Here is an 11,893-nt window from a genome sequence, read left to right on the forward strand (position 1 = left end):
GTTGCCTTCAGTTGAAAAGTTTTTGTGCAACACCCGGCATCCGGGTGATCTGGAATTCCAGGTGCTCGAAATCGTCGAGTGTGTCGACCTCGACCACCGATGGCGTGACGAAGGGCAGCACATGGTTGCCATGCATCAGGCCCGACTTCCGTATAAACGCGCTCGACAGCACATCGACATAGCCGTTGGCTTGGTAGGTGCTCGGGAATTGCTGGCGCGCATTGTTTGCCGCGTCGAGCTCGGTATTGTCCGCACCAAGCCGCTTGAGCTCCCCTCCCTCCGCCACCTCAAAGGTTTTGTAGGCCGACTCGGACATCTCGTGTACCGATCGCAGCGCGGTGGCTTGCGGCGCTGCGATGAAAGCTTTCACCGCATCGTCGATCAACTGCGGGTCGCGCAGTGGCGTGGTTGGCCTGATATGCACGATGTATTCGGGTTCGCCGCTTTCGGCTGCCAGCCAGTCGAGCGCGTGGACAATGAAGTCGTAGTCGGTCGAACGGTCGCCCGAGATCGCTTCCGGGCGCAGGAACGGCGCTTCGGCGCCGAGTTCCCGCGACAATGCCGCGTATTCGGCCGAATCGGTCGAAACGATGACGCGGTCGATGGTCGTCGACCGCAGGCAGGCGGCGATCGACCAGGCCAGCAGCGCGTGGCCGCCAAGGAGTTTGATATTTTTGTGGGGGACTCCCTTGGAGCCCGCTCGCGCCGGAATCAGCGCCACGATTTTTGTCATTTCTTTTCGGCTCCCTTTGGAAAATACCAGGCCTCGACCAGACCGCACAGAATATGCCCGACCAGAATGTGGCACTCCTGGATGCGCGCGGTTTCATTCGATGGAATGCGCAGGCATTCGCAAGCTTCATTGAGCTTGCCACCGCTCGCACCGGTCCAGGCGAATGTGCTCACGCCGCGCTCGCGGGCGGCCTGGACGGCCATCAGGATATTGGCACTATTGCCGCTAGTCGAGATCGCAATGAAGACATCCTCCGGTTTCGCCAGTGCCTCGAGCTCACGTGCGAACACGAACTCATAGCCGTAGTCGTTGCCAATCGCGCTGATCGCCGAATTGTTGGCCGCCAGTACCACCGACGCGAGCGGCGCGCGGTCGAACAGGAAACGCGAAGTGAACTCCGCTGACAGATGCTGTGCATCGGCAAAACTGCCGCCGTTGCCTGCAAAAATGATCTTGCCGCCGGCCTTCAGCGAAGTCAGGCAAGCCTTCGCGAGTTTTTCGATCTGCTGCAGCAACGCGCCATCAGCCAGCAGCGCTTGCTTGACCGCGATGGACGCTTCGATCTGTGTCTTGATCTGCTCTAAGCTCACAGGGTACCTTCCAGCTTTTCGAGCGCGATCCAGAAACCTTCGCCGCCGTTCTTGTGGCCCTGCCAGATCTCGGGGATGAACGAAGCGGTCGGGCAGCCTTTTTCCAGGATTCTGCCGAGTCGCGTGAAGTCGATGTCGCCTTCGCCGATCTGCAGGCCCTCGCCGTTGAGGCCCTGGGCGTCGCCGAGATGCAGGTGCGCCGAGATCGGCGCGATCTTTTCGGCGAAGTCATAGAAGTCGATGCCGAAATGGTTGCAGGTCAGGCGCGTGTGCGAGATGTCGAAACACATGCGCAGGTTCAGGCGTTGGCACCAGTCGACGATTTCCTCGATGCGGACGAAGATGTTCTGGAAGCGCTGACCGCCGAAATGCCAGGGGAACGGCGCCATGGTCTGCGGGATCAGTTCGACGCCTTCCATGTCGAGTTCGCCGAGGCTTTTTGCGAAGCGTTCGTAATAGGCCGTGATGACGTCGGGCGGCAGCGGCGCGTCCATCGTGAAGCCGCCGATATTCGCGACGATCGGCGGTCGGATGGTCTTCGGAAAGAAGCGTTTGAGGCCGCGCGTGATATTGATGACGCGCTGGGTTTCAGCGATCGACTGGCGGCGGTAGTCTTCGTCGGGCGAGGCCAGATCCATGAGCCGGCTGTTGGCGAACAGCTCGGGCGCATGGACCACAAAATCACAGGGATAAGTGCCACTCAGGAAATCGTCCAGCTTGAGCTCCATGTCCGAATACGACAGGTGAAATTCGAACAGATCGGGTTTGATGCGCGAGTTGTATTCACCGAAGTCGTGGTAACGGACAGGCACCCCCCAAGGGCGCTTGAAGCGGTAGGGCCGCGGCTCGATCCGTTCGTCCTTGAGGTCCGACGGATAGAAGAAGTCCTCTGCCGCCATATCGTGCTGCAAGGTGCGGCCCAGCAGTTTTTCGTAGTGCTGCGGCGACAGGCCCTGGCCAGGGCTGCGCACCTGCACATCCTCAGGCCGGACGATCGAGCCCTTCTTGAGGGCTTTCGCGGCGACCAGGCTTTTTCCGAGGTTCTCGCGGTTGATCATCTCGCCTTGTGAGATGCGGCGCTCACGGCCGTCACCGAGCGCCTGCTCGATCTCGCGGATACCCTCGATCAGGCGCTTGAATTCCGCATGCTCGAGGCTGGCCGCGTGGTCGGGGCCTTCCATGCCGCGGTCCAGCGTGAAGTGGCGTTCGATCACGCAGGCGCCGAGGCCGGTCGCGGCCAGGGTGACGGCGATACCTCGCTCATGGCCTGAATAACCAACCAGCGGATGGATCAGTTTGAGTTTTTCCATCCAGCGCAGGTGGATGTCATGCAGCGGCGCCGGATAGGTACTGTTGCAGTGCAGCAGCACAAACGAAGCGTTGCGCTTGTTGAGGAAGTCGACGGTAACCTGAACTTCCTCGCGCAGGCTCATGCCGGTAGACAGGATCAGCGGTTTGCCGGTTGCGCAGAGCTTCTCGAGCAGCGGCAGGTTGGTCAGATCGGCCGAGGCGACCTTGTAGGCCGGCACGTGCAACTGCTCGAGCACGTCGACGCTGTGTTGATCCCATGGCGTGCAGAGGTAGAGAATGCCCTTGCTCCCGCAATAGGCTGCGAGTTCGCGGTGCTGTTCAATTGAGAGTTCGAAGCGGCGCAGCAGGTCGAGCACGTATTCGGTGCCGAGGTCCTCGCCGTCCTTGCGCAGGGTGCGCTGGCGATAGACCTCGTCGAGTTTGCGCAATTGGAACTTGGCGCAGTCCGCGCCCATCTCGACGGCCAGGTCGACCATCTGCTTGGCACGCTCAAAGCTGCCGTTGTGGTTGTTCCCGATCTCGGCGATCACAAATGCCCTGCCGGCTCCGACCTCAAAATTGGCGATGCTGATGCTCATGTTTTTTCCGGGTGGGGTTGATTCTTGCCTTCGCGCGCGGACCAGGCGCGCAGCCCTTCCTGCTCGAAGCGGAATGGGCGCACATTCAGGCCCAGGCTTTCGAGTTTTCCAATGAGCTCGTGTTTACGGAACGGTGTGACATAAAAAAGAAAGAACCCGCCGCCGCCGGCGCCAAGCAGCTTGCCGCCAAGCGCCCCGTGCGCGCGCGCATCCTCATAGATATGGTCGAGCCGGTCGTTCGATATCTTGCTGCTGAATTGGCGCTTGAGCAGCCACGACTCATGCAATGCCTGGCCGAACTGAAGCAGCCTGCCGCGTAGTAGATGATTACGAATGCGGTAGGTGAGCTCGACATTGGTCTGCACTTTCTGCCTGATGTCATCCTGCTGCATTTGTTGGCGCTGGTCCTGATGGATGTCGCCGGAGTCGTGTGGTGAACCGGTATCGCAAAGTACCAGGCTTTCCTCGAGTTCGAGCTGGACATCGGCCGGTATCCGCAGCGGGTGAACGATGTTCTGGTCCATCCGGAATTCCATGAAATTGAAGCCGCCGAACACCGTCGCATACTGGTCCTGCCAGCCCCCCGCAATACCCAGATAGAGCCGTTCGGCCTGAAATGCAAGTTCCGCGATTTCGTGCGAGTCCCAGCGGTCCTGGCGGAACTGATTGAAGCAGCCAAGCACGGCTGCCGCGAGTACGGCCGAGCCACCTAGCCCGGAATTCATCGGGAAATCGGAATGCAGGTAGAGCTCAAAACCAAAGTCTGGGTGTACTGCCTTGATCAATGCCAGGATCAGCCCGAAACGGCCCTTTTGTGACAGCGCGTGCTGCAGGTCGTTGGCATGCAGCGATTCACCGAGGTCGCGTGAATGGATCTCGATGCGCGTGTCGTCGCGCTTGCGCAAAGTGGCGTGGCTGTAGAGCGAGATCGTTGTGTTGATCACGGCTCCGCCTTCACCGGCGAAGAAATGCGTGAGGTCTGAACCGCCACCGCCAAAGCTGATCCGCACCGGCGAGCGCGCCCGCGCATAGACAGGCTCTTCGATCTGACGCGGCATGTGGTCGCGGCTTACGATTCCGGCCAGGCGCCGGTTTTCGTCGAGCAGCGGTATGACTTTGATATGGTGGTCGAGCTGTTTGAGCAGCAGTTCGCGCGAACTTGCCTTGTCGGCCCAGACGAAGTCAGGGTTGGCGCAGGACTTGATGGCGTCCTCGAGTTGCGCGCCTTCAAGCAGCTTGCGACGCACGTCCCCGTCGGTCGCCAATCCGGTCGCCATGCCTTCGGCATTGGTCGTCAGCACGATGCCATGGTGGTTGGCTTCGAGTTGCGTCAATGCATCGCGCAACGACGCATTTTCTGAAATCAAGAATAATTCGAAGCTCACAGGGTTCCCGCCTTGTTTGACGCTATCCATCGGCAAAACCGGAAATAGTCTTCCGGCACGCCGATATCGATAAAGTCGGTATTCAGTGAAACAGCTGTCAGCCGGTTGTCGGCCGCCAAATCCGGGAAGACATCCCGCTCCAGGGAAAAGGGCTTGCCATCCCAATGCCTAAACAGGTCCGCATCGAAATGGTACAGACCCGCATTAATCAGGCCCTTACCGCGGCTGCTTTGCTTTTCCTCAAAAAGGGCTATTTTATTGGCCGACGTCCGTACGCTGCCATAGCGTTCCGTATTTTCTACGCAAATTACGGCCATCGAAGGCGATTCGGCCGCAAATACCGCGCTGATACCGCTACCGAGCCAGGTATCGGCGTTGCTGACGAGGAAGGAACCCGCGAGGGCATGTTGCCGTACTGCGTAGGCCACGGCACCACCCGTTCCCAGCGGTTCGGGTTCCACCAGGAAGTCGACTTCGCAGCCATGGAGCCGACCGGTATGCGCAAGCCCGCCAACGAATTCTTCGATCAGTTCGGATTGGTGATGCAGCAGAAATGTCATCGAACGTACCCCTTGGGCGATCCAGCTGTCGACCAGGTAGCCGAGATAGGGCTCGCCTGCGACCGGTGCCAGCGGTTTGGGGACGTCCGAGACGGCACTGCGCAGGCGCGTGCCGAAGCCACCTGCGAGCACCAGCAGGCGAGGTTCAGCCATGATGTTCACTGCTCCAGGCCAACAGCATGTCAACGGCCTCGCCGAAGTTGTCGCATACCTCGAAATGTGCCTCAAGCGAACGAGCCGCGAGCTCCTGGTGCAGGTTGTGCACGCCGGTGTTTACGCCAATGCCGCGGCAGCTGAGGTTGGCGGCCGTCATGAGATCGCTCAGGTTGTCGCCGATATAGCAGATATCGGTGGCTTGTTTCGAATATCTCGAGAGCAGTTCGAGGCCGAACCTGGGTGATGGCTTGCGATACAGTGCGGGCACCTCGGGCACTTCCGGGCAGATGCAAATCTCTTCGAACGGCGCCGGACCGAGGTCGAGCTGACGCAGCATTTCGTTGTTGCAGCGAACCGCCATCTCAAACGGGAAATAGCCGCGACCGACCCCCGACTGATTGGTGTGCAAAAACAATAGGTGACCGGCGGCCCGTAGCCGCGTCAAGCCCTCGCGCACGCCCGGCAACAAGACCACCTGCGCCGGATCGCAGAGATAAGGCACATGCCTTATCAGGGTTCCGTCCCTGTCGAAAACGATCAGTTGCGAGGTCATCTTTTCAGGCCGCCTTGCTGCCTGTCTCGGGCGTCGCTGTGTAACCGGCCATCTCGCTGTAGATAGCGCCGTGTTCAAGCTGCTCGGCGATCGTGCAGAACAGCGTGTCGTCGCCTTCAATGAAAGCGCGGGTCTCAGCATGCAATCCCGGCTTGAACTCTTTGTCGATCACATCATCGATGACGACGGGTTCGACTTTGACTGATGCCAGGTGGGTGACCTGTAACTGTTCCATTGGTTTGAAGATAAGCCTGCGCTTGCGGGTCAGCACTTCTACTGCCCAGCGGCCAGGAGCTTCCCAGTCAGCGTGATAGCTAAATAGCACACCGCGTTCGGTTACGCCGGCGCCGCAAAACCGCGCGGCAGCCGAATGCCAGTCAAGCGCGCCGGCACGCCAGCTTTTCCAGTCCTTCGGGAAGCCGCAGAGATGGAACGCAAGGTCGGGCACGTGCGACGAGTTGGCGATGACCCAGGACTGCTTGACTGAATCGGGTAGGGGCATCGGTACGATCGTGTGAGCCCACTCGGTAAATTCGAAGCTGCAACTGAGTGCGCCGCCGTCTTCCTCAATCATTTGCCGCGCTTGTTGGGTCGAAGCATAGAAACGCCGACTGTAAGCGATCAGCACATGGGCCTGACGCTGCTCGGCCGCCGCCGCGACCGCGCCGAGTTCAGCCAGATTCAGGCCACCGGGCTTTTCAAGCAGGATGCGCCGGGTGCCGGCCTCCAGTAATTGGAGCGCAACCGGCGCAAGCTCCTCGAAACTCGCTGCCACGATCGCCCGTGCAGGCGCTCCTGACTCAGCGAGCGCCTGTACCAAGCCGCCACGTCGTACAGAGTGGCCGGTGGCGGCCTCAAAGGCCTGCGCGGACGATTCGCCACGCCCGATCACCTCGAAGTCCAGGCCCAGATGCTGCAGGACCTTGGCGTATTCGCGGGCATGCGGCCCCGCGCCGATCAACCAGATGTTCATGTCTATGTTCCTCGGCTTCAGGTGATGGGGACAGCGTCGGCTTCGACATCGACGTTGACGCGCCAATGATCGAGCAGCGCTCGAATGTAAGGACGATGAATTTCGAGCGACTGCTCCAAAGTCGGCAATGCACAATCGTTGCTGACAAGAATCGACTCGATGAGTGCGCCGCTTACTTCGCTCTGGAAGGGCAGGCGTCCCGGCAGATCGAGTCCGTCAGAACGTTTTGCGGTGCCGGCCGCTTCGTCGATCGCCCAGCGGTGTATGCCGTCATCGAGTTCAAAGCGGTAGAAGACATCTCCGTCGCCGGCTTCCAGGGCCGCAGTTGATCCGCCCGAGAAGTCGACTTTAAGCGTGCCCATGACCTCCCAGTTGCCGGGGCGCTTGGATTCGATCCAGCCAGGTGCGAGTTCACTGGTATCAAATGTTGTGGGCGTTTCACCGGTCCACCAGGCGAACATGTCCAGAAAGTGGATCGAGTTGCAGGCCAGGCCCCATGCGCCTCCACTGACCTTCAGATGCATTGGTTTGCCGGATGTCAGCTGCGCTTTGATTTGTTGATGCCAGTCGAGCATTCTTCGCGGCGTGTTCACCCAGACTCTGGCGTGGCCAACGTGATGCTCAATCTCGTCGAGCCCTGTCTCACTCTGTGCCAGCACCTTTTCGAGGATCCAGGCGCCTACCGTCGTTCGCGCGGCAATTTCTCGCACCACCTCAGGTCGCCAGCGTGCGGTAGTTGCAACAATCGCGACATCGATTGCTGCCGGCACCGTTGCGAGGGAGGTGTGCAACTGGATCTCATGGGCTCTGTTCGCTTTCTCGACCTCGTCCCAGCGTTGTTGCGCTCTCGCGAGCGACACCGGATCGACGTCTTGAACGTGAATGCAAAGCGGGCTGGCACAGTTCACAAGGCCTTGCAGGTAGCGCGAGCCGAGTTGGCCTGCACCGGAGATGAGGACGCTGTGGGTCATGCTACGTGCCCTTTTCTTGCCCGGTAGAAACCGCTGATCAAATTCTCCATGGCCGACAGTTCGGCGATCAATCGGTCGTCAATCAGAAATTCAACGGGAGGAGTAAGTTTTTGTAGATCTTGCAATTGGCCATAGTTGCCGGGCGTCGGTGCCGGGACAGCACCGAACATGGCTGACTTGAGGTACTCCAGCCATCTGCGCGGCAGCAGCCGTTTGGCGATAGCAGCGGTGCTCTTGCGGAAGGTATTCAATACCGCGCCTGGACCTGTCAGCGCCTGCCTGGCATCACGGTCGAGATCATCGAGATGCCTGATAAATGTCTCGACCGCCTCGCGCACTACGGCACGCGCGCGCGCGTCGTCAACGGTAATGGCGCTTTTGAGCTCACGGGTGAGTATCGCGAAAAACCGCTCGTGCTCCGTCTCAAATTGAGCAGACGACCACCAGTCGCGAAACGACAGACCGCGATTGAAGTCTGTGCTCGTGATAGACCGGTTTTCGCTGGAGCGCATCCAGTACACCTCGTCGACCGTCGAGAGTTTTCCCCAGATATAGGTAGTGATTCCTTGCTGCATCTCGCTCACATAGGGTGACGACCAGTTTTCAAGCTGCCCCCAGGATTTGCACCAGACTGGCGCGCGCAAGACGGCGTAGCAGGTCGCGGCCGTATAGTCCGACATTGCAGTCTGCAGCCGCTGTTCAATCTCGTCCTGTCGGACCGTGTAACGCCAATGCGGGTAACCGTGGCCGTAACTGCAGGCAGTCCCGTCCTGCATGGTATGAAACGCCAGCGACTGCGCTATGCAGGCGCTCAGTGAAGCGTCGCGTTCAAGTGCAAGAATTGCGCTGCAAAGTCCGCTGAACAGAAAAAATTCGTCGTCCCCGAGCAAGGTCGCGTACGGCGTGCGGATATGTTTGGCCGCCATTTTCAGACGGTCAGACATGCTGATTGCAGCATGTAGATAAATTACATCGCTAAGGCCATCCAGCGTCTGCCGCGAGATGCCATCCAGTGGTTGCGGTGAGCCGTCGACGATCACCACGCTCGCACCACTGCCGTGCCAATACACACACTGTCGCAACAGGAAATCCTGTCTTGCATAGCAAGGTATGACCACTGTCAGCAGTGAAAGCGTGGCAAAAGAAGGGTTTTCTTCGTTAGCGCTTTTTCGCAGCGAGTGGGCAAACCAGCTATCGAGAGTGGGATTGGCCATGGTTTTCAAACGTCTGGAAACGAATTTCTCCGAAAAAAGGCATCAGATGCGCTTGAGATAGCCGTCTGGAGCCACCGTCAAAAGCAATTTGTTCTCGATGGACTTGTCGATTTCAAATACGAGCTTTCCACCATCGACGGCTTGCCGGCCTTGTTCTTTCAGTCGCTTGAGGTATTCCCATACCGCAGTCTTCGGGTTGTTGCCATGTGCCCAGGGGCGATCAGGGAACATATCGTTCGGCAGATCCTCGACAATCGTGTCGAACACGCAGCAATAACTGCCCGCACTTGTCAAAGGTGCGTAGGCTTCGAGTTCTGCCAATACGTGCTCGTGCGTATGGTTTGAATCGAGAAATACCATGACTTTTCGGTGCTTTTTCGCGATCGCGTGCACCTGTTCGATGATTTTTTCATCGGTCGATGAGCCCTCGAGCATCTGGATGCGGTGCGCCATCGGGTGTGCTTCTATTGCATCGCGATTGTGCTTGCGGATATCGATGTCGAGTCCGAGCACGTGGCGCGATGTGGCTTTCGGGTCGAGCGTGGAGCCGCTTTCGACGGCTTCGCAGTAATCGATCAACGCCAGCATTGCGGCGCTCATGAGCAATGAGCCGCCATGCGCGATGCCTGTTTCGATAATCAGATCCGGCTTGACCTGCCAGATCAGTTCTTGCGTCGCGACCATATCGACCGGGGTCTGGATAATGGGTCGGCCCTGCCATGAAAAGTTATACATATAGCGGCCGCGGAAAGCTTCCGCCATCCATTGCGACGACAGTGATTGCCATGATTTGTTGGCGGGATAGCTGGCGATGGTGCTGAATTTCTCAGCTTCGAAAGCCGCGATTGGATCGTTGGGTGTGGCGCTCACTGTGGTACTCCGTGTTGGATGGGATAGGTGGACAACAAGCCTGAGAGCCGATCTTTCAGCTTCATGGGCAGGTAGTGGAACTCGGTAGTTACCGCCGCTATGTCGACGGTCGGGAAAATGCGCTCGGGCGCGCCTGGTGCGAAGGAGATATGTGCGCCCGTCAGCGCCGCCAGCTCGCGTGCCAGTTCGGCGTGACATACGGATTGCCCGCTAGCTACGTTGTAGAGGCGCTGCCGGCCGCTAATCGCGATATTTTCGAGCAACGGTACGACATCGTCGATGTCGACGTAATCTTTGCAGGAGGTCGGACTTTCATGGATCGTGACGCTATTGGTCTCGCGCAGTTCACGGATCACCGACGCCAGGAATGTAGCTTTACCTTGCCCAGGGCCATAGACATTGGATAGCCTTGCCACCCGCACGGCCGGCGAAGCCTGCGTCAGACACAGGGCTTCACCGAGAAGCTTACTGAGGTCATACAGGCTGTCGGCCGAAGGTGCGATCGAGATTTTCGCATCTTCTTTCGCGCTGTAAGTTGGCGCCAAGCCCGCGTAGACCCGAGTGCTTGAGAGGTATAGCCACGAATCGAAGCGGCTCGACTGGAGCAATGTTGAGAGTAAACCAACATGCGCTTCGACGGTGTCATGTGGCCGACTGCGAAAGTTGGCTGTCAGGCCGATCGCATAAATCACGTGGCCGAGGTTCTCCTCGCTATGGACTAGCGCGCCGCGCACCGGCGCGGTTACTTCGTAACCGCGCTCACGCAGATGAGTGACCAAGTGACGGCCGACAAACCCGGCGCCACCAAACACTGTGAATTTCATTCGCCAGGAAACCCATCCAAGGGATGATGTAGTTCAGGTGATTTATGACGGAGTAACTTGGGGCTCACGTTCTTTACCTGCTTGAAAAGGGGGCCAGATATGAGTTGCGTATTTGCTACGGCCAGCATGTTGAAGCCATGCGGTGGGCCCTCGAGGTAAACGGCCTCGGCCGGAATGAGTTCGATACAAAGCTCCCCGACTTCGTGGTTATTGTGGAAATCGCGCACCGCAAAAAGCTGATAGCCCGCTGCGCTCAACAATTTACAAACTGGTGCATTTAGTAAGCCGTTTGACCAGTCCACATAGTCCCGGTGAACTTCAAAAACGATGCTTGGGTGGTTATTCAGGAGTGTTTTTTCAGCTCCTAGCAGCGCACGAAACTCCGCGCCCTCAATATCGAGCATGATGACGCCGAGTCGGCGTTGCATTGCGGCGCAATAGTCGTCAATTCGTACCGTTTCAAAACTATCTTCGGCAGTGTCCGCAACGACCGAATTGGCGAACGAGTCGAAGCCTTCAAGACGAAGCCGCTGGCTGCTGACATCCCACAGTCCCTTGCGATTAATGACCAAGTTGTTCAGATCATTTAGCGCAACATTTCTTGCGAGCATTCCTGATTGTTCGGGACTGGGCTCAAAACAATGAACCTGACGGTCTTCTTTCTGCAGTTGGCGAGCCAATAAAATGGCATGATCGCCAAAATATGCGCCACCGATCAGAACATCGCCGTCACTGTGGGCGGACAGGTGTTGCAGTAATCTTGTCGTTTGAGGTTCCCAGACATGAGTAGGATTTTCCCGCTCCGAAAGCATGAAATCCCTCGCAATTTTTGTTCGGTAGAGAAACTCAAAGCGTGTTCCATCCTGCAGTGTCTTTTCATATCGGTCGTCTTCGGTGTGAAGCGCATCGATAATCGGGCCCGTAATGTCATCGCGAACCGAACCTTGATAGGCGAAGGTTTTTTCTGCTTCCTTCAACCAGTCAATCAGACGTCTGCGCAACAAGGCATCGCGTCCAAGCGTCGAAAGTGCTCGTTGCAATTTTTGACCGTTTAGGTCACGAGGGTCGTTTGACATTGTTTTCTCCAGAGACGAAAGATTTTGGCAAAAGCCGAATTGGTGTTGACGCGCTACGCACGCATTAAGGTACTAATTTTCAGTGTGAATTGCGAACTG

At 58.0% G+C, this 11,893-nt stretch carries 12 protein-coding genes; all 12 read right to left on the bottom strand.

The annotated features are described in order from the left end of the window. Positions 1 to 7: 7 nt before the first annotated feature. Genes AC1D13_RS12155 through AC1D13_RS12210 form a run of 12 tightly spaced genes read right to left on the bottom strand, consistent with a single transcriptional unit; the run spans position 8 to position 11,794 of the window. The gene (locus AC1D13_RS12155) at positions 8 to 733 is read right to left on the bottom strand and encodes an acylneuraminate cytidylyltransferase family protein (protein ID WP_477689608.1); all 726 of its coding nucleotides are present in this window, start codon (positions 731 to 733) and stop codon (positions 8 to 10) included. Further along, positions 730 to 1,323 (bottom strand): D-sedoheptulose-7-phosphate isomerase, encoded by a 594-nt coding sequence (locus AC1D13_RS12160; protein WP_477689609.1) that lies wholly within the window; start codon positions 1,321 to 1,323, stop codon positions 730 to 732. Before AC1D13_RS12160 ends, AC1D13_RS12155 begins: the two co-directional genes overlap by 4 nt. Continuing rightward, positions 1,320 to 3,212: an N-acetylneuraminate synthase family protein gene (locus tag AC1D13_RS12165; RefSeq protein ID WP_477689610.1), complete on the bottom strand. Its 1,893-nt coding sequence runs from the start codon at positions 3,210 to 3,212 to the stop codon at positions 1,320 to 1,322. The genes AC1D13_RS12160 and AC1D13_RS12165 overlap by 4 nt, the downstream gene beginning before the upstream one ends. Then, complete coding sequence (locus AC1D13_RS12170; RefSeq protein ID WP_477689657.1) at positions 3,209 to 4,627, bottom strand: GHMP family kinase ATP-binding protein; 1,419 nt, start codon at positions 4,625 to 4,627, stop codon at positions 3,209 to 3,211. The genes AC1D13_RS12165 and AC1D13_RS12170 overlap by 4 nt, the downstream gene beginning before the upstream one ends. Further along, positions 4,594 to 5,310: a sugar phosphate nucleotidyltransferase gene (locus AC1D13_RS12175; protein ID WP_477689611.1), complete on the bottom strand. Its 717-nt coding sequence runs from the start codon at positions 5,308 to 5,310 to the stop codon at positions 4,594 to 4,596. The genes AC1D13_RS12170 and AC1D13_RS12175 overlap by 34 nt, the downstream gene beginning before the upstream one ends. After that, positions 5,303 to 5,866 (bottom strand): D-glycero-alpha-D-manno-heptose-1,7-bisphosphate 7-phosphatase, encoded by a 564-nt coding sequence (locus tag AC1D13_RS12180; RefSeq protein ID WP_457281219.1) that lies wholly within the window; start codon positions 5,864 to 5,866, stop codon positions 5,303 to 5,305. The genes AC1D13_RS12175 and AC1D13_RS12180 overlap by 8 nt, the downstream gene beginning before the upstream one ends. 4 nt (positions 5,867 to 5,870) lie before the next feature. Beyond that, the gene (locus tag AC1D13_RS12185; RefSeq protein ID WP_477689612.1) at positions 5,871 to 6,839 is read right to left on the bottom strand and encodes a Gfo/Idh/MocA family oxidoreductase; all 969 of its coding nucleotides are present in this window, start codon (positions 6,837 to 6,839) and stop codon (positions 5,871 to 5,873) included. Between the two features lie 17 nt (positions 6,840 to 6,856). After that, entirely contained in the window at positions 6,857 to 7,810 is a 954-nt protein-coding gene (locus AC1D13_RS12190; protein ID WP_477689613.1) for a Gfo/Idh/MocA family oxidoreductase, read from the bottom strand. Next, the gene (locus AC1D13_RS12195; protein WP_477689614.1) at positions 7,807 to 9,024 is read right to left on the bottom strand and encodes a TIGR00180 family glycosyltransferase; all 1,218 of its coding nucleotides are present in this window, start codon (positions 9,022 to 9,024) and stop codon (positions 7,807 to 7,809) included. The genes AC1D13_RS12190 and AC1D13_RS12195 overlap by 4 nt, the downstream gene beginning before the upstream one ends. A gap of 42 nt (positions 9,025 to 9,066) precedes the next feature. Next, on the bottom strand, positions 9,067 to 9,894 hold the full coding sequence (locus AC1D13_RS12200; protein WP_457281215.1) for a cephalosporin hydroxylase family protein: 828 nt from the start codon (positions 9,892 to 9,894) through the stop codon (positions 9,067 to 9,069). Beyond that, complete coding sequence (locus tag AC1D13_RS12205) at positions 9,891 to 10,718, bottom strand: NAD-dependent epimerase/dehydratase family protein (RefSeq protein WP_457281214.1); 828 nt, start codon at positions 10,716 to 10,718, stop codon at positions 9,891 to 9,893. The genes AC1D13_RS12200 and AC1D13_RS12205 overlap by 4 nt, the downstream gene beginning before the upstream one ends. Next, a complete protein-coding gene (locus tag AC1D13_RS12210; protein WP_457281213.1) occupies positions 10,715 to 11,794 on the bottom strand; it encodes an FkbM family methyltransferase in 1,080 nt (359 codons plus the stop codon). The genes AC1D13_RS12205 and AC1D13_RS12210 overlap by 4 nt, the downstream gene beginning before the upstream one ends. Between the last annotated feature and the right edge of the window lie 99 nt (positions 11,795 to 11,893).

It is taken from the genome of Polaromonas sp. P1_E12 (genome assembly GCF_056405975.1).